Origin of the sequence: Nocardioides sp. T2.26MG-1 (assembly GCF_950101795.1) — a bacterium.
GTDB lineage: Bacteria > Actinomycetota > Actinomycetes > Propionibacteriales > Nocardioidaceae > Nocardioides.
The window spans coordinates 187,863-205,660 of sequence record NZ_CATNLZ010000037.1; the positions used below are offsets into that span (position 1 = coordinate 187,863).

The following is a 17,798-nucleotide window of genomic DNA, read 5'->3' on the forward strand; positions in this document are numbered from 1 at the left end:
CGGGGTTCGGCTCGACCGACGATAACCTCGCGTGGTGAGCGACTCGACCCGACCCGTGCGGCCGCAGCGGACCCCGCTCGCGACCGTGGCGCAGTGGGCGGCCGCCGAGGTCCACGGTGACGGCTCGGGGATCGAGGTCACCGGCATCTCGCTGTCCTCGCAGCGGGTCCGGTCCGGCGACGTCTACGCCGCCCTGCCCGGGACCCGCGCACACGGCATCGAGTTCATGGACGCGGCCGTCGAGGCGGGTGCCGTCGCGGTGCTGACCGACCACGCGGGCGCGACAGCGGCCGGGGCCCTCGGCGTACCCCTCCTGGTGGTCGAGGACCCGCGTGCGGTGCTCGGCCGGCTCTCGGCCAGGATCTACGGCGAGCCTGCGGCCTCGATGCGGATGGTCGGCGTCACCGGCACGCAGGGCAAGACCACCACCACGCGCCTGGCCGAGAGTGGGCTGGAGCACATCGGTGTGCCGGCCGCGGTGATCGGCACGGTCGGGACCCGGGTGGCCGGCGAGGACGTGCGGACCACGCTGACCACGCCCGAGGCACCCGACCTGCACGGGCTGTTCGCGATGATGCGCGAGCGCGGCGTGAAGGCCTGCGCGATGGAGGTGTCCAGCCATGCGCTCGTGATGGGCCGCGTGGACGGCGTGGTCTTCGACGTCGCGGTGTTCCTCAACCTGGGGCGTGACCACCTCGACTTCCATCGCGACCTGGACGACTACTTCGAGGCGAAGGCGTCGCTGCTCACGCCGGAGCGGGCCCGGCTCGGGCTGGTCAACATCGACGACGAGCACGGCAGGCTGCTGCTCGAGCGCGCCACGATCCCGTTGCGCACCTTCTCGGCGACGGGCGCGGACGCCGACTGGCGGGCCTCCGACGTCGAGCTGAGCGCCGAGGGCTCGGCGTTCGTCATCACGACGCCCGCCGGCGACCGGGTCGCGGCCCGGTGCCCCCTGCCCGGTGACTTCAACGTGGCCAACACCCTGGCCGCGGTCGCCGCGGCCGCCGAGGCGGGCCTGGACGCCGCCGCGGTCGCCGCGGGGATCGCCGCGAGCGGCGGCGTGCCCGGGCGTCTGGAGCGGGTGGACGCCGGGCAGGACTTCGTCGTGGTCGTCGACTACGCCCACAAGCCCGATGCGGTCGCGGCGGCGATCCGCACCCTGCGTCCCCTGACCTCGGGGCAGGTGATCGTCGTCCTCGGTGCCGGCGGGGACCGCGATCCCGGGAAGCGCCCCATCATGGCTGAGATCGCCGCTCGGCTGGCCGATCTACTCGTCGTGACCGACGACAACCCACGAACCGAGGACCCGGCCGCCATCCGGGCCGCCATGCTCGCCGGCGTCGAGACCGGCGAGGCGATCGAGGTCGGCGACCGGCGCGCCGCGATCCGCGAGGCGCTGCGCCGCGCCCGGCCGGGCGACATCGTCCTGGTGGCCGGCAAGGGACACGAGACCGGACAGGAGGTCGCCGGAGTGGTCCACCCCTTCGATGACCGCGACGTAGTGCGAGAGGAGATCGCGTGCTCGCGATGACGCTGGGCAAGATCGCCAAGGTGGTCGGAGGCCAGGTCGTCGGCGACCCCGACATCGTCGTCGACGCTCCGGCGTACGTCGACACCCGGAAGGCCGTCCCCGGCGGGCTCTTCGTGGCCGTCGTCGGTGAGCACGTCGACGGGCACGACTACGCCGCCGGCGCGCACGCCGTCCTCGGCAGCTCGGCGACCGAGGCGCCCACCGTCGTGGTCCGCGACCCGGTCGTCGCACTCGGCAAGCTGGCCGCCTACGTGGTGCGCCGCCTCGACGCGACCGTCCTCGCGGTGACCGGATCGCAGGGCAAGACCGGCACCAAGGACTACCTCGCGCACCTGCTCCGGCCCGAGGGCTCCACCGTCGCCACCGACGGCAGCTTCAACAACGAGCTCGGGCTGCCGCTCACCGTGCTGCGGGCCCACGCCGAGACCCGGTTCCTCGTGCTCGAGATGGGTGCGCGCCGGATCGGCCACATCCGGCACCTCTGCGAGATCGCACCGCCGCAGGTCGCGGCGGTGCTGAACGTCGGGACCGCCCACATCGGCGAGTTCGGCAGCCGCGACTCGATCGCGTTCGCGAAGGGCGAGATCATCCAGGCGCTCCCGTCCGACGGCACCGCCGTCCTCAACGCCGGCGACCCGCTGGTCGCGGCGATGGCGTCGCGCACCCAGGCCCACGTGCTCACGTTCGGCCCCGACGACGCCGACGTCAGCGAGCGGGGTACGGAGGTCGACGACCTCGGCCGGGTGTCGTTCGAGATCGGGTACGCCGACGAGTGGCACCAGGTCCGGCTGCAGCAGACCGGCCTGCACCAGGCCCAGAACGCGCTCGCCGCCGCGACGATGGCGCTGGCCGTCGGTGTCCCGCTCGACCGGATCGCGACGGCGCTCTCCGCCGCGACGGCGTCCTCCCCGATGCGGATGGAGATGCACGAGCGCGACGACGGGCTGATCGTGGTCAACGACGCCTACAACGCCAACCCCGCCTCGGCGACCGCCGCGCTCGAGGCGCTGGCGATCATCGGGCACCGCCGCCACCGGCGTACCGTGGCGGTCCTCGGGGAGATGCTCGACCTCGGCCGGGAGTCGTTCAAGGGCCACGTCCAGGTCGGCCGGGCGGCCGCCCGGCTCGGGACCGACCTCGTCGTCGTGGTGGGCGCGGCCGCCGGGGGCATCGTGGAGGGCCTCGAGGCCGTGGCCGCCTGGTCCGGCGATGCCCTGGTCGCGGAGCACCCGGCCGAGGCGATCGAGTGGTTGCGCGAGAATGTCGAGCCCGAGGACGTGGTCCTCGTCAAGGCGTCGCACGGCGTCGGCCTCTGGGTGGTCGCCGACGCATTGCTCGATCCCGACCTGGAGATCGAAGTGGAGTCCGAGGTGGAGGGAGACGGAAGCACGCCATGAGAGCCATCCTGTTCGGAGGTGGCCTGGCCCTGCTGATCTCGCTTCTCGGGACCCGCGTCGCGATCCACCAGTTCACGAAGTGGGGCTACGGCCAGGAGATCCGCGACGACGGACCGACCAGTCACCACACCAAGCGGGGTACGCCCACCATGGGCGGCGTCGTGATCATCCTCGCGACGCTGATCGGCTACTTCGGCGCGAACCTCATCACCGGGCACGCGCCCAGCGCGTCCGCACTGCTGCTGCTGTTCCTGTTCGTCGGCACCGGCCTGGTCGGGTTCCTCGACGACTTCATCAAGATCTCCAAGCAGCGCTCGCTCGGCCTGCGCAGCAAGGCGAAGATGATAGGCCTGACGGTCGTCGCGGTGGTGTTCGGGTCGTTGTCGCTCTCCCCGTGGCTCGAGGACTTCCGCGGCCAGACGCCGGCGTCCAAGCACGTCTCGTTCATCCGGGACATCAGCTGGATCACCCTGCCGACCGTCGTCGTGGTCGTGCTCATCTGGCTGATCGTCGCGGCCACCTCGAACGGCGTGAACCTCACCGACGGGCTGGACGGGCTCGCGACCGGTGCCTCGGTCATGGTGTTCGGCGCCTACATGCTCGTGAACATCTGGCAGAACAACCAGTGGTGCGGGCAGACCGGCCTGGACCAGCCGACGCTCTGCTACGAGGTCCGAGATCCGCTCGACCTCGCCGTGGTGGCGGCCGCGATCACCGGCGCCTGCTTCGGGTTCCTGTGGTGGAACGCCTCGCCCGCCGCGATCTTCATGGGCGACACCGGGTCGCTGGCGCTGGGCGGTGCGCTCGCGGGCCTGGCGATCCTGACCCGCACCGAGCTGCTGCTGATCATCCTCGGTGGCCTGTTCGTGCTCGAGACGGTCTCGGTCATGCTCCAGGTCACCACCTTCAAGGTCACCAAGCGGTTGACCGGCACCGGGCGACGCGTGTTCCGCATCGCCCCGATCCACCACCACTTCGAGATGCTCGGCTGGGAGCAGGTCACGGTGACGATCCGGTTCTGGATCATCACCGGCCTGTGCGTTGCGGCCGGCCTCGGCATCTTCTACGCAGAATGGGTAGCCGGTATCTGATGGACCCGACCAGCCTGGGCCGCCACGACTCGTGGGAGGGGGTCCGCGCCGTCGTCGCCGGGTTCGGCGTGTCCGGCTTCGCCGCTGCCGACAACCTCAACCACCTCGGCGCGAGCGTCGTCGCCCTCGACGAGTCCGACGCCGACGACCGGCCGGCCAAGGCCGAGCTGCTCGAGGTGCTCGGCGCCGACGTGCGCCTCGGGGCCGGGGCCACCGCCGTGCTGCCCGACGGCGTCGACCTCCTGATCACCTCGCCCGGCTGGCGGCCGACGGCCCCGCTGCTCGCCCAGGCGCGTGAGCGCGGCGTACCGATCTGGGGCGAGGTCGAGCTCGCCTGGCGGCTGCGCGACCCCGACCACCACAGCCCGTGGCTGTGCGTGACCGGCACCAACGGCAAGACGACCACCGTCCAGATGCTCGACGCGATCCTCCGTGCCGCCGGGCTGCGCAGCATGGCCGTCGGCAACGTCGGCCTCCCGATCGTGGAGGCCGTGATGGACCCCGAGCCGTACGACGTGCTCGCGGTCGAGCTGTCCAGCTTCCAGCTGCACTACACCGACTCGATGAGCGCGGAGGCGGCCGCGGTGCTCAACGTCGCCGAGGACCACCTCGACTGGTACTCCGGGCCGACCGGGATGCGCGACTACGCCGCCGACAAGGGCCGCATCTACGAGCGCGTCCAGCGCGCCTGCGTCTACAACGTCGCCGACCCCGAGACCGAGCGGCTGGTCCGCGAGGCCGACGTGCACGAGGGCGCCCGCGCCGTGGGGTTCACCCTCGGCATGCCCGGCGTCGGCATGGTCGGGCTGGTCGAGGACATCCTGGCCGACCGGGCGTTCATCGAGCAGCGCGACACCAGCGCCGCCGAGCTGTGCACGATCTCCGACCTGGCACTCCACTCACCGGCAGGGGCCGCCCCCCACAACGTCGCGAACGCGCTGGCGGCGGCCGCGTTGGCCCGTGCCCACGGGGTCTCGCAGGCCGCGGTGCGCGACGGGCTGCGGTCCTTCCGTCCCGACGGGCACCGGATTGCGGTGGTGGCCGAGCGGGACGGCATCACCTGGGTCGACGACTCCAAGGCCACCAACCCGCACGCCGCCCAGTCCTCGCTGCAGGCCTACGACCCGGTGGTGTGGATCGCCGGCGGGCTGGCCAAGGGGGCCAGCTTCGACGAGCTGGTGCTCGCCGTCCGCGGCCGGCTGCGGGGCGTGGTGCTGCTCGGCCGCGACCGCGACGTGATCGCCGGGGCGCTTTCGCGACACGCGCCGGATGTGCCGGTCATCGTGGTCGACGGCGGTGAGACTGGGGACCACCACGGTGGACGTGCCTCCATGGAGCGCGTGGTGGGAGCAGCAGCCGAGTTGGCCCGACCCGGCGACACGGTCCTGCTGGCTCCCGGCTGCGCCTCCATGGACATGTTCACCAACTACGCCGAACGTGGCGACGCGTTCGCCGACGCCGTACGACGCAGGCTGTAGGAGCCGAGGACCCGACGGGAGGGGGTGGGCATGACCACCGCGAACCCCGACGACGTGTCCGGGCTGTCCCGGGACCTGCCCCGCCGTCGTTCGACCGCGCTCGGCTGGTACGCCGCCGTGCGCCACGCGCTCGACCGGCCGCTGACCGCCTACTACCTGCTGCTCGGCGCGTCGGCGCTGCTGCTCACCATCGGCCTGATCATGGTGCTGAGCGCCTCGAGCGTCTACTCCTACGAGAAGAACGGCAGCTCCTACGCCGTGGTCGAGCGCCAGCTGATGTGGGTGCTGATCGGCATCCCGTGCGCCTGGATCGCCTCCCGGCTGCCGCACTCGTTCCTGCGCCGCTTCGCCTGGCTGGCGCTGGCGGTCGCGATCGTGCTGCTCGCGCTCACCCAGCTCGGCCTGGGCCGGACCGTCAACGGCAACACCAACTGGCTGGGCGTCGGGCCGTTCGTGGTCCAGCCGGCCGAGATCGCGAAGCTCTCGATCGTGCTGTGGGCCGCCCACGTCTACGCCCGCAAGGAGAAGCGCCTCGGCAGCCTGCACGAGGTGTTCGTGCCGGTCGTGCCCGGCATGCTCCTGGTGATCGGGCTCGTCGTCGTCGGCCACGACCTCGGCACCGCGCTGGTGCTGATGGCGATCATGCTCGCGATGCTCTGGGTGGTCGGCGCACCCGGACGGCTCTTCGCCGGCTCGATGTCGTTCATCGGGGTGGTCGCGATCTGGCTGGCCTCGACCAGCACGGAGCGGCGCGAGCGGCTGACCAACTTCGCCGACCCGTTCAAGGACTTCCACGACGCCGGCTGGCAGCCCGCGCACGGCCTCTACGCGCTCTCGCACGGCGGCGTCTTCGGCCAGGGCATCGGCGCCAGCCAGCAGAAGTGGGGCAACCTCCCCGAGGCGCACACCGACTTCATCTTCGCGGTGCTGGGGGAGGAGCTCGGCCTGGTCGGCACGCTGCTGGTGATCGTGCTGTTCCTCACGATCGCCTACGCCGCGGTGCGGGTCGCCGCCCACACCCAGGACACGTTCGTGCGCTACACGACGTTCGGCATCGTGGTCTGGCTGCTGGGGCAGATGATCATCAACGTGGGCATGGTGCTCGCGCTGCTGCCGGTGATCGGCATCCCGCTGCCGCTGGTGTCGTACGGCGGCTCCGCGCTGGTGCCGTCACTCGTCGCGCTCGGCCTGCTCATCGGCTTCGCCCGTCGCGAGCCCGAGGCGGCCCGAGCGCTCGCCCAGCGCAAGAAGGCCCGCTCCGCCGGGCTGTCGGCCCGCGCCTAGGCTGTCCGCGATGCGCGTACTCCTCGCCGGCGGCGGCACCGCCGGCCACACCTCGCCCCTGCTCGCCACCGCCGACGCCCTGCGGCGCCTGCGCCCCGACGTCGAGATCACCTGTCTCGGGACCCCGCGCGGGCTCGAGAACCGCGTGGTCCCCGAGGCCGGCTACCCGCTCGAGCTGATCCCGCCGGTGCCGCTGCCGCGCAAGCCGAACGCCGACCTCTTCAAGGTCCCGGCCCGGCTCCGCGCGGCGGTCAAGGAGACCCGGGCCGTGCTCGACCGGGTCCGCCCGGACGTGGTCGTCGGCTACGGCGGCTACGTCTCGATGCCGCTCTACCTCGCGGTCCGCAAGGGCCCGGTCCCGCTGGTGATCCACGAGCAGAACACCGTCCCGGGCCTGGCCAACAAGGCCGGCGCGCGGTTCGCGCGGCGGGTGCTGGTGAGCTTCCCCGACACCCCCCTGCCCAGGGCCGAGTACGTCGGCCTGCCGATCCGCCCGATGATCTCCGGCCTCGACCGGGCGGCCCGCCGGGCCGAGGCCCGCGAGTTCTTCGGCCTCGACCCGGACCGCCCCACGCTGCTGGTCACCGGCGGCTCTCAGGGCGCCCGCCGGCTCAACCAGGCGGTCTCCGGCGCCGCCGGTGCGCTGGCGGCCGTGGGGGTGCAGGTGCTGCACGCCGAGGGCAAGCACGGCGGGGCCGCGCCCGCGCTGCCGGGTTCCGGGCCGTCCGACGTGCCGTACGTCGTCGTGGAGTACATCGACCGGATGGACCTGGCGTTCGCCGCGGCCGACCTCGCGATCTGTCGCGCCGGCGCCAACAGCGTCACCGAGGCCGCAGCCGTCGGGCTGCCGGCGATCTACGTGCCGCTGCCGATCGGCAACGGCGAGCAGCGCAAGAACGCCGAGTCCGTCGTGGCCGCCGGTGGCGGGATCCTCGTCGACGACGCCGACCTCACCACGGACTGGGTGGCCGGCACCGTGCCCCAGCTGGCCGCCGACGCCGGCCGGCTCGCCGCGATGGGTGCGGCCGCGGCCGAGGTCATCCCGCGGGACGCCGACGAGCGGGTCGCGCGGATCGTCCTCGAGGTCGCCCAAGGTCCGGCCCGCGGATGAGGGTCCCCGTCCCCGACGAGGTGCTGCCCGCCGACCGCCTCGGACGCGTCCACTTCGTCGGCATCGGCGGCGCGGGCCTGTCCGGCATCGCCCGCATCATGCTGGCCCGCGGCATCGCGGTCAGCGGCAGCGACGGCACCGACTCCCCGACCCTCGAGTCGCTGCGGGCGCTCGGCGCCCGCGTGCACCTCGGCCACGACGCCGGGCACGTCCACGACGTCGACACGCTCGTGGTCTCGACCGCGGTGCGCGAGGACAACCCGGAGTACGCCGAGGCCGTGCGCCAGGGGCTCCGCGTGCTGCCGCGCTCCGCGGCGCTCGCCGCGGTGATGGCCGGGCGCCGGGTGGTCGCCGTCGCCGGCACCCACGGCAAGACCACGACGACCTCCCTCCTCACGGTCGCGCTGCAGGCGGCAGGCGCGGACCCGACGTACGCGATCGGCGGCGACCTGGCCGCGACCGGGGTCAACGCCGCCGAGGGCACCGGCGACCTGTTCGTCGCCGAGGCCGACGAGAGCGACGGCGCGTTCCTCCACTACTCGCCCTACGCCGCGGTCGTCACGAACATCGAGGCCGACCACCTCGACCAGTGGGGCACGCCCGAGGCGTACGCCGCGGCGTTCGACGAGTTCGCCGACACCCTCGACCCCGACGGCTTCCTGGTCTGCGTCGGCGACGACCCCGGCGCGGCCGCGCTGGCCGCACGCCACCGCGCCGCCGGGCGGCGCGTCGTCCTGGTCTCGGCCCGCGAGCCGGCGGCGCTCGACGGCGTCACGCTCTGGTCGCCGGGGGAGCACTACCTGGCCGACGCCCTCGCGGCGCTGGCCGCCGGCGTCGAGCTCGGCTTCGCCGCCGACGACCTGAGGCGCGGCCTGGCGTCGTACGCCGGCACCAAGCGGCGCATGGAGCTCAAGGGCGAGGCCGGGGGAGTACGGGTCTACGACAGCTACGCCCACCACCCGACCGAGATCGCCGGCGACCTCCAGTCGGCCCGGGCGATCGCCGGCTCCGGCCGCGTGGTCGTGGCGTTCCAGCCGCACCTCGTCTCCCGCACCCGCATCTTCGGCACCGCGATGGGCGAGGCGCTCGGGGCGGCCGACGAGGTGGTGGTGCTCGACGTCTACCTGGCCCGCGAGGACGCCGACCCCGAGGTGACCGGCGCGCTGGTCGCGGCCGCGGTGCCCCTGCCCGCGGAGCGCGTCGCCTTCGTCCCCGCCTTCGACGACGTCGCCGCGGAGCTCGTGTCCCGGGCTCGCCCCGGCGACCTGGTGCTCACGCTCGGTGCCGGCACGATCACCCAGATCGGGCCGCGGGTGCTGGACCTGCTCGATGGCTAGGCGCGGCGCCCCGCGCGACCCCGCGGAGCGGACCCGGCGCCGCTTCGCGCGCCGCCAGTGGGCCCGCCGCTGGCTGGCCTGGCGGTACGTCGTCGCCGTGGTCGTCCTGGTCGCACTGGTGACCGGTGGGATCTGGGCGGTGTACTTCTCCTCCTGGCTCTCCGTGTCGGGGGTCGAGGTCGACGGGGTCGACCAGCTCAGCGCGGCCGAGGTCCGCGAGGCGGCCGCGGTGCCCGAGGGCGAGGCGCTGGCGCGCGTCGACCTCGACCGGATCCGGTCCCGGGTCGAGGCGCTCGCGCCGGTGCGGTCCGCCGACGTGTCGCGCCAGTGGCCCGACCAGGTGCTGATCGAGGTCGAGGAGCGGGTCGCCGTCGCGGTGGTCGAGATCGGCGGGCAGCTGAAGGGCATGGACGACCAGGGGGTCGTGTTCCGCGACTACGCCCAGCCGCCGGCCGGGCTGCCCCGAGTGGAGACCGGCGGACCGACCAGCAGCGACGCGCTGCGCGAGGCCGCGCTCGTGGCCGGCTCGCTGCCCACGGACCTGCAGGCCAAGGTCGACCACGTCGAGGTCGCGACGATCGACGAGATCTCGCTGGAGCTGCGCGACGGGCGCAGCGTCGAGTGGGGGAGCGCGGACGACTCCGAGCTCAAGGCCCGGGTGCTCGCCGACCTGCTCGCCGCGGCCCCGAAGGCTCCGCACTACGACGTGAGCGTCCCCGGGCGACCGACCACGCACGGTTGACCCGCCCGAAAGTTTCGGGCGGGTCGACACGGGTTGGGCGTGTCGCCACGATCTGGCGGTGTGCGCTGCCTAGTCTCGTCACCACGGCGAGGTTGACATAACTATAACCCTCAGGCTGAGGGTAAGAGTTCCGACACACCGAGCCGCTTCCCCGACATCCCGAAGCACCCGTTCATCCCGCACCCGAGCAGCGAGAGGCGAATCCGCCGTGGCAGCAGCGCAGAACTACCTGGCCATCATCAAGGTCGTGGGCATCGGTGGCGGCGGCGTCAACGCCGTCAACCGGATGATCGAGGTCGGGCTCAAGGGCGTCGAGTTCATCGCGATCAACACCGACGCGCAGGCGCTCCTGATGAGCGACGCGGACGTCAAGCTCGACATCGGCCGCGAGCTCACCCGCGGCCTCGGCGCCGGCGCCAACCCCGAGGTGGGCGCCCGCGCCGCCGAGGACCACGCCGACGAGATCGAGGAGGTCCTCAAGGGGGCCGACATGGTCTTCGTGACCGCCGGTGAGGGCGGCGGCACCGGCACCGGCGGAGCGCCGGTCGTGGCCCGGATCGCCCGGTCGCTCGGGGCGCTGACCATCGGCGTCGTGACCCGGCCGTTCGCGTTCGAGGGACGCCGCCGTGCCACGTCCGCCGAGGAGGGCATCGCCGGGCTGCGCGAGGAGGTCGACACCCTCATCGTGATCCCCAACGACCGGCTGCTCTCGATCAGCGACCGCAACGTCTCGGTGCTCGACGCGTTCAAGCAGGCCGACCAGGTGCTGCTCCAGGGCGTCTCCGGCATCACCGACCTGATCACGACCCCGGGCCTGATCAACCTCGACTTCGCCGACGTCAAGTCCGTGATGTCCAACGCCGGCTCGGCCCTGATGGGCATCGGCTCCGCACGCGGTGAGGACCGCTCGGTGGCCGCGGCGGAGATGGCGGTCTCGAGCCCGCTGCTCGAGGCCAGCATCGACGGCGCCCACGGGGTGCTGCTCTCGATCGCCGGCGGCTCCGACCTCGGCCTCTTCGAGATCAACGAGGCCGCGGCCCTGGTCGCGGAGGCCGTGCACGTCGACGCCAACATCATCTTCGGCGCCACGATCGACGACGCCCTGGGCGACGAGGTCCGGGTGACGGTGATCGCGGCCGGGTTCGACGGCGGCATGCCCAAGCGCAGCGGCGAGGGCACGGTGCTGCGCCGGGAGCCGAAGCAGGCCCCGGCGCCCGCCCAGTCCCAGCAGGAGACCAGGTCCGCGGCCCCGGCCGGGTCCCCGGCGTCGGGTGACGCCCAGTCCAAGGAGCGCGTGCCCGCGGGTGCGCAGGCGCGTCCCCAGGGCGGCACCACGCCGGACGCGGCCACGCGCCCGGCGCCGCGACAGGTCCAGTTCGACGACGACGACCTGGACATCCCCGACTTCCTGAAGTGACGTTCCTCTACCACGACACCCTCCTCCTGGGGCCGGCCGGCACGGTGTCGGTCGGCTTCACCGAGCGGCGCCTCGACCTCGGCGACCTGGCGCCGCCGGCGACGCGCGACGCCGCGCTCGCCGAGCTCGCGGCGGTGACGGGGGCGACGCCGTACCTCATGCACCAGGTGCACGGCACCGACGTGCTCGTGGTCGAGGAGTGGGACGCGCCGACCTGGGACCCGCACGTCGACGCGCTGCTCTCCACCGAGCCCGGACGCGCCCTGCTCACCCGCGCCGCCGACTGCGTGCCGGTGCTCCTGGCCGCGGACACCGGCGCCGTCGGGGCGGTGCACGCCGGACGCGAGGGCGTACGCCGAGGGATCGTGCCGGCCGCGGTCGAGCGGCTCCGGGCACTCGGCGCCGACCGGGTGCGGGCCTGGGTCGGGCCGCACATCTGCGGGCGCTGCTACGAGGTGCCCGAGAGCATGCGCGCCGAGGTCGCGGCCGCGGTGCCGGAGACCCACGCCACCACCAGTTGGGACACGCCCGCGCTCGACCTGGGCGCCGGGGTGCGGGCCCAGCTCGACGCTGCGGACTGCGCCGTGGTCGAGGTCGGGGGCTGCACCCGCGAGCTCCCGGCCCTCCACTCCTACCGACGCGACGGAGCCGATGCCGGGCGGATGGCCGGCGTCATCTGGAGGGCGGCATGAACGGCGCTGACGGCACCACCCGCCGCGACCAGATCGCGGCCGGCCTCGAGACCGTGCACGGCCGGATCGCCACGGCCTGCGCCGACGCGGGCCGGGACCCGGCCGACGTGCAGCTGGTGGTCGTCACCAAGTTCTTCCCCGCCTCCGACGTGCGCCTGCTCGCCGAGCTGGGCGTCTCCGACGTCGGGGAGAACCGGCACCAGGAGGCCGAGGCCAAGGCCGCCGAGTGTGCCGACCTCGGGTTGCGCTGGCACTTCATCGGCGGCCTCCAGAGCAACAAGGCCGCGGCGGTCGCGGCGTACGCCGACGTCGTCGAGTCGGTCGACCGGGCCAAGCTCGTCGCGCCGCTCGAGCGGGGCGCCGAGCGGCGCGGGCACGTCGTCGACGTGCTGCTCCAGGTCAGCCTGGACCCGCCCGGCGCGGAGGGTCGCTCCGGGGCCGACCCGGACGACCTGCCGACGCTCGCCGCCGCGGTCGCGCAGTCGTCGCACCTGCGGCTGCGCGGGCTGATGGCGGTGGCGCCGCTGCCCGGATCGGGGGGCGAGGAGCCGGCCGCGGCGTTCGCCCACCTGGCTGCCATCCGCCGCGAGTTCCTCGTCGACCACCCGGACGCGGGGTGGCTCTCGGCGGGCATGAGCGGCGACCTCGAGGACGCCGTACGGGTCGGCGCGACACACGTGCGCATAGGCTCCGCGGTCCTCGGTCCGCGGCCGAAGTTCAAGTAGGGTCCAAGACACCAAGAGTGCGTCCCGCAAGGGGCGCGGAGTTCCGGAGGACAACAGTCATGAGCGGCGCGATGCGCAGGATCGGCGAGTACCTCGGCCTGCTCGAGGACACCGGCCGGTACGACGACGAGTACGGCGACGAGTACGACCACCGGGCCGGGGACTACGAGACCCAGGAGACCGCTCCGGTCGCCGTCCGCTCGCCGAGGCGGGAGAGCCGTCCGGCGCCCGTGTCAGACCTGTCCGAGCGCCGCCGTCCGGCGACGGGCCCGACCGGAGTGGTGGCTGAGCTGTCCCGCATCACGACCCTGCACCCCCGCACCTACAACGAGGCGCGCACCGTGGGAGAGAACTTCCGCGAGGGCACTCCGGTGATCATGAACCTCTCCGAGATGGACGACTCGGACGCCAAGCGTCTCGTCGACTTCGCGGCCGGGCTCGTGTTTGCGACCCGTGGCACCATCGAGCGCATCACCAACAAGGTCTTCCTGCTCTCGCCGGCCAACGTCTCGGTCGCCGCTGAGGACAAGCAGCGCATCGCTGAGGGCGGATTCTTCAACCAGAGCTGAGGGCTACACGTGCATGCGGTCGGGTCGGTCATCGAGATCGTCCTCTGGGTCTTCATCGCCCTGCTCTGGATCCGGTTCGTCGTGGACTGGGTGCAGATCTTCGCCCGGGCGTGGGTCCCGCGCGGGGTGATGCTCGTGCTCCTCGAGGGCGTCTACTCCGCGACGGACCCACCGATCAAGGCGCTGCGCCGGGTGATCCCGCCGCTGCGGATCGGGAGCATCTCGCTCGATCTGAGCTTCCTGATCGTGATGATCGCGGCCTACGTGCTCCTCCAGCTCAACCGGGAGATCATGTTGAACTAGACCGGAGACGCAGCTCCGGGGGTGCCCCTGGCAATGCGCCGGGCCCCGGTGCAAGCGCTATTGTTCGACCGACAGTTACTTTGACGATCTATGAATGGGTGAGGTCATGCCGCTGACGCCTGAGGACGTGAGCAACAAGCGCTTTACTCCCGTCCGGCTCCGTGAGGGCTACGACATGGGTGAGGTCGACCAGTTCCTCGACGAGGTGGAGGCCGAGCTGGCGCGACTCACGAAGGAGAACGACGACCTCAGGTCGAAGCTCGCCGCCGCGCAGGGGTCGGGTGCGGTCTCCGAGCCCGCCCCGCAGCCCCGCGTGGAGGAGCGGGCCCCCGAGCCCACGCCCGAGCCCACGCCGGTCGTCGCGCCGGCCCCGGTCGTCGCCGCGAGCCCGGTGGAGACCATCCGGGTCGAGACCGTGCCCCAGGCGTCCAACGCCGCGGCCCGGCTGCTCGAGATCGCCACGCGCAACGCCGACGAGCTGGTCGAGGAGGCGAAGAACGAGGCCGACAAGATCGTCGGAGAGGCGCGCACCAAGGCCGAGCGCCTCGAGTCGGAGTCCAAGTCCAAGGCGGACCGCATGGAGTCCGACGCCCGGACCCGTGCCCAGATGCTCGACTCCGAGACCGCCGAGCGCCGCCGCCAGATGTTCGGCGACCTGGAGAAGGAGCGCGACAAGCTCAACGGCGAGGTGGAGAACCTGCGCTCCTTCGAGCGCGAGTACCGCTCCCGCCTCAAGAGCTACTTCACCCAGCAGCTGGAGGCACTGAGCGGGCCGACCGACGCCCCGATCGCCTCCGGCGACGACGCTCCGGCGCCCAAGCGCCTGCGCTCGATCCTGGGCGAGGACGACTCCTGAGTCGCTGCCTCGACGACGTACGCACGCTGCTGCGGCCGGCCCCTTCGGGGGGCGGCCGCAGTTCGCGTTCCCGGGTGTTCGGGGTCTTCACGGTGTGCCGCATTGGAGGGGCTTGGGCTCACCGGCTACCCTCCACGCACACCTGTGGCTGCAGCCACAGTCCCGAGGCCCAAGGAGGCCCGACCATGGCTCGCTCCACGAGGAAGTCGCTCGCTGGCCAGGCGGCATCGGCCGCCCGCAAGGTGATCGCGCGCCGACCGGCCAAGAAGGCGGAGACCGAGCCGGTCAAGAAGGCGGCCCCCGCGAAGAAGGTGGCCCCCGCGAAGAAGACCGCCCCCGCGAAGAAGACCACCCCCGCGAAGAAGACCACCCCCGCGAAGAAGACCACCCCCGCGAAGAAGACCACCCCCGCGAAGAAGACCACCCCCGCGAAGAAGACCACCCCCGCGAAGAAGACGACCCCGGCCACCACCAAGGCCCCGGCCAAGAAGGCAGCTCCTGTGACCAACGCCCCGGCGAAGAAGGCGCCCGCAACCAAGGCCGCCCCCGCGAAGAAGGCCCCGGCGAAGAAGGCCCCGGCGAAGAAGACCCCGGCGAAGAAGGCCCCGGTCAGCGCGCTGGTCGTCCAGGAGGGCGAGGCCGCGTGGACCAAGGCCGAGCTCAAGGAGGTGCTCGACGAGCTGCACGAGCAGCGGGCGCACAGCCAGGAGGTCGTCGACGAGCAGGAGAGCGAGCTCAACGGCCTGATGCGCGACTCCGGCGACGGTGCCGGCCAGGACCAGGCCGACCTTGGCGCGACCAGCTTCGAGCGTGACCACGAGCTCACCGTGCTCAACAGCGAGCGGGACAAGCTGGCCCAGATCGAGCGGGCCCTGAGCCGCATCGACGACGGCACCTACGGCGTGTGCGAGTCCTGCGGCAACCCCATCGGCAAGATGCGGCTCATGGCGTTCCCGCGTGCCACACTGTGCATGACATGCAAGCAGCGCGAGGAACGTCGCTGACCGGCGACCAGACCGATCCGGCCCCGACCGACCCGACCCGCCGTCCGCGGACCCGCCTGCTGGTCTTCGCCGCGGTGGCGCTCACGGCGTACGCCGTCGACGTCGTATCCAAGGTCGTGGCCGTCGACCGGTTGACCGACCGGCCGGACGTGCAGCTGGTCGGCGACCTCTTCCAGCTGCACCTGGTCCGCAACCCCGGCGCCGCGTTCAGCACAGGCACGGCGTACACCGAGGTCCTCAGCGGCGTGGCGATCGCCGCCGTGCTGGTGCTGCTCTACCTCGCCCGCCGCATCGGCAGCACCGGGTGGGCGGTCGCGCTGGGCCTGCTGCTCGCCGGCGTGGGGGGCAACCTCACCGACCGGCTGCTGCGCTCGCCCGGCCCGCTGCGCGGGCACGTCATCGACTTCTTCATGCTCCCGCACTGGCCGGTGTTCAACGTGGCCGACATCTGCATCGACACCGCGGCGGCGCTGATCCTCGTGCAGGTCTACCGCGGGATCCGGCTCGACGGCACCCGCGTGCCGAAGGAGCGCACGACGGAGGAGTCCGCATGAGCCGGGGCGCCGACCACCGGGTGCTCTCCGTGCCCGAGGGGCTCGCGGGGGAGCGCGTCGACGCCGCACTCGCGCGGATGTTCGGGCTCTCGCGGACCCGCGGTGCAGATCTCATCGCCGCCGGACACGTGCTCGTCGACGGTGCGCCCGTCGGCAAGAGCGACCGGGTGCTGCCGGGATCGGTGGTGGACGTGACGATCCCGATCGAGGCCGACCCGCTCGCGGTGGTGCCGGAGATCGTCGAGGGGATCAAGATCATCCACGACGACGACGACATCGTGGTGATCGACAAGCCGGTCGGGGTCGCGGTGCACCCGTCTCCGGGATGGTCGGGGCCGACCGTCGTCGGGCACCTCGCCGGCGCCGGCTTCCGGATCTCCACCAGCGGGGCGTCGGAGCGGCAGGGGATCGTGCAGCGGCTCGACGTCGGCACCTCGGGCGTCATGGTGATCTGCAAGTCCGAGCACGCCTACTCGGTGCTCAAGAACGCGTTCCGCCACCGCACGGTCGACAAGGTCTACCACGCGCTGGTGCAGGGGCACCCCGATCCGCACGAGGGCACGATCGACGCGCCGATCGGGCGGCACCCCAAGGCCGACTACAAGTTCGCGGTGATGGCCGACGGCCGGCACAGCGTGACCCACTACGAGACGCTCGAGGCGCACCGGTTCGCGAGCCTCCTCGAGATCCACCTCGAGACCGGCCGCACCCACCAGATCCGGGTGCACATGGCCGCGCTCAAGCATCCGTGCGTGGGCGACCTCACGTACGGCGCCGACCCGTCGCTGGCCAAGCGGGTCGGGCTCGAGCGACAGTGGCTGCACGCCGTACGCCTCGGGTTCGAGCACCCGGACAGCGGCGAGCACGTGGAGTACGAGTCGGAGTATCCGGAGGACCTCGCGCACGCGCTCGAGGTGATCCGCGATGCCGACTAGCGAGCTTCTCCTGCGGCCCGCCACGGAGGCGGACGCACCCGCGGTGGCCGAGGTGCACCTGGCCAGCCGCCGGGCCGCGGCGATGCCGCCGCCCGTGCACGAGGACGATGAGGTCCGCGACTGGCTCGCGGCGAGGCTCCGCGAGGACGAGGCGTGGGTCGCGGAGGCCGGCGGCGAGGTCGTCGGCTACGTGCGGCTCACCGACACGTGGCTCGACGACCTCTATGTGCTGCCCACCCACGCCGGCCAGGGCATCGGCACCGCCCTCCTCGACCTTGTGAAGGCCAGCCGTCCCGGCGGCTTCTGCCTGTGGGTGTTCGAGAGCAACGAGCCGGCCCGCACGTTCTACCGCCACCGTGGGCTGGTCGAGCTCGAGCGCACCGACGGCTCGGCCAACGAGGAGCGCTCGCCCGACCTCCGGATGGCCTGGCCGGGGGCCGAGCCGCTGGCGTTCTTCCGTGGACTGATCGATGAGGTCGACGAGCAGCTCGGCGACCTGCTGGCCCGGCGGGTGGCCCTGACGAGGGCGGTCCAGGCGCACAAGCCGGAGCAATCCCGAGACCCGCAGCGGGAGCGCGCCATCGCCGAGGCGATGGCGCTGCGCGCCCCCGTCCTCGGCGCCGACCGGCTGGCCCGGATCGTGCACACGATCATCACCGAGAGCCTGGACACGGTCGACCGATAGGCCCCTCCCGACCTTGTCGGCGGTTGCTGCCACGATGGGTTCCGCGGGCGGGTTAGGGTGGTCCCCTTCCCCTGATCGGCGCCG

Annotated in this window: 18 protein-coding genes; all 18 read left to right on the forward strand. The window is 72.7% G+C overall.

Annotation, left to right across the window (positions count from 1 at the left end; all coding sequences use genetic code 11):
- The first annotated feature begins 34 nt into the window (after positions 1 to 34).
- On the forward strand, positions 35 to 1,534 hold the full coding sequence (locus QQZ14_RS24910; protein WP_446740523.1) for a UDP-N-acetylmuramoyl-L-alanyl-D-glutamate--2,6-diaminopimelate ligase: 1,500 nt from the start codon (positions 35 to 37) through the stop codon (positions 1,532 to 1,534).
- Positions 1,531 to 2,931 (forward strand): UDP-N-acetylmuramoyl-tripeptide--D-alanyl-D-alanine ligase, encoded by a 1,401-nt coding sequence (locus tag QQZ14_RS24915; RefSeq protein WP_284537230.1) that lies wholly within the window; start codon positions 1,531 to 1,533, stop codon positions 2,929 to 2,931. The genes QQZ14_RS24910 and QQZ14_RS24915 overlap by 4 nt, the downstream gene beginning before the upstream one ends.
- Positions 2,928 to 4,022, forward strand: coding sequence for a phospho-N-acetylmuramoyl-pentapeptide-transferase (mraY, locus tag QQZ14_RS24920; protein ID WP_284537138.1), 1,095 nt, complete (start codon positions 2,928 to 2,930; stop codon positions 4,020 to 4,022). The genes QQZ14_RS24915 and mraY overlap by 4 nt, the downstream gene beginning before the upstream one ends.
- A complete protein-coding gene (gene murD, locus QQZ14_RS24925) occupies positions 4,022 to 5,500 on the forward strand; it encodes a UDP-N-acetylmuramoyl-L-alanine--D-glutamate ligase (protein ID WP_284537139.1) in 1,479 nt (492 codons plus the stop codon). The genes mraY and murD overlap by 1 nt, the downstream gene beginning before the upstream one ends.
- A gap of 30 nt (positions 5,501 to 5,530) precedes the next feature.
- Entirely contained in the window at positions 5,531 to 6,784 is a 1,254-nt protein-coding gene (ftsW, locus tag QQZ14_RS24930) for a putative lipid II flippase FtsW (RefSeq protein WP_284537140.1), read from the forward strand.
- A gap of 10 nt (positions 6,785 to 6,794) precedes the next feature.
- The gene (gene murG, locus QQZ14_RS24935) at positions 6,795 to 7,895 is read left to right on the forward strand and encodes an undecaprenyldiphospho-muramoylpentapeptide beta-N-acetylglucosaminyltransferase (RefSeq protein ID WP_284537141.1); all 1,101 of its coding nucleotides are present in this window, start codon (positions 6,795 to 6,797) and stop codon (positions 7,893 to 7,895) included.
- Entirely contained in the window at positions 7,892 to 9,232 is a 1,341-nt protein-coding gene (locus tag QQZ14_RS24940; protein ID WP_284537142.1) for a UDP-N-acetylmuramate--L-alanine ligase, read from the forward strand. The genes murG and QQZ14_RS24940 overlap by 4 nt, the downstream gene beginning before the upstream one ends.
- Positions 9,225 to 9,974 (forward strand): cell division protein FtsQ/DivIB, encoded by a 750-nt coding sequence (locus tag QQZ14_RS24945; RefSeq protein WP_284537143.1) that lies wholly within the window; start codon positions 9,225 to 9,227, stop codon positions 9,972 to 9,974. The genes QQZ14_RS24940 and QQZ14_RS24945 overlap by 8 nt, the downstream gene beginning before the upstream one ends.
- Positions 9,975 to 10,182: 208 nt before the next feature.
- Complete coding sequence (gene ftsZ / locus QQZ14_RS24950; protein WP_284537144.1) at positions 10,183 to 11,391, forward strand: cell division protein FtsZ; 1,209 nt, start codon at positions 10,183 to 10,185, stop codon at positions 11,389 to 11,391.
- The gene (locus QQZ14_RS24955; RefSeq protein WP_284537145.1) at positions 11,388 to 12,083 is read left to right on the forward strand and encodes a polyphenol oxidase family protein; all 696 of its coding nucleotides are present in this window, start codon (positions 11,388 to 11,390) and stop codon (positions 12,081 to 12,083) included. Before ftsZ ends, QQZ14_RS24955 begins: the two co-directional genes overlap by 4 nt.
- A complete protein-coding gene (locus tag QQZ14_RS24960) occupies positions 12,080 to 12,808 on the forward strand; it encodes a YggS family pyridoxal phosphate-dependent enzyme (protein WP_284537146.1) in 729 nt (242 codons plus the stop codon). Before QQZ14_RS24955 ends, QQZ14_RS24960 begins: the two co-directional genes overlap by 4 nt.
- A 59-nt stretch (positions 12,809 to 12,867) precedes the next feature.
- On the forward strand, positions 12,868 to 13,377 hold the full coding sequence (locus QQZ14_RS24965; protein WP_284537147.1) for a cell division protein SepF: 510 nt from the start codon (positions 12,868 to 12,870) through the stop codon (positions 13,375 to 13,377).
- Positions 13,378 to 13,386: 9 nt separating this feature from the next.
- On the forward strand, positions 13,387 to 13,680 hold the full coding sequence (locus QQZ14_RS24970; protein ID WP_284537148.1) for a YggT family protein: 294 nt from the start codon (positions 13,387 to 13,389) through the stop codon (positions 13,678 to 13,680).
- Between the two features lie 94 nt (positions 13,681 to 13,774).
- Entirely contained in the window at positions 13,775 to 14,536 is a 762-nt protein-coding gene (locus QQZ14_RS24975) for a DivIVA domain-containing protein (protein WP_284537149.1), read from the forward strand.
- A 185-nt stretch (positions 14,537 to 14,721) separates the two neighbouring features.
- Entirely contained in the window at positions 14,722 to 15,540 is an 819-nt protein-coding gene (locus QQZ14_RS24980; RefSeq protein ID WP_284537150.1) for a TraR/DksA family transcriptional regulator, read from the forward strand.
- Entirely contained in the window at positions 15,513 to 16,094 is a 582-nt protein-coding gene (lspA, locus tag QQZ14_RS24985) for a signal peptidase II (protein WP_284537151.1), read from the forward strand. Before QQZ14_RS24980 ends, lspA begins: the two co-directional genes overlap by 28 nt.
- Positions 16,091 to 17,029, forward strand: a complete 939-nt coding sequence (locus QQZ14_RS24990) for an RluA family pseudouridine synthase (protein ID WP_284537152.1) — start codon at positions 16,091 to 16,093, stop codon at positions 17,027 to 17,029. The genes lspA and QQZ14_RS24990 overlap by 4 nt, the downstream gene beginning before the upstream one ends.
- Positions 17,019 to 17,714 carry a GNAT family N-acetyltransferase gene (locus QQZ14_RS24995; RefSeq protein ID WP_284537153.1) on the forward strand — a complete coding sequence of 232 codons (696 nt, stop codon included), beginning with the start codon at positions 17,019 to 17,021 and terminating at the stop codon, positions 17,712 to 17,714. Before QQZ14_RS24990 ends, QQZ14_RS24995 begins: the two co-directional genes overlap by 11 nt.
- The last annotated feature ends 84 nt before the right edge of the window (positions 17,715 to 17,798 follow it).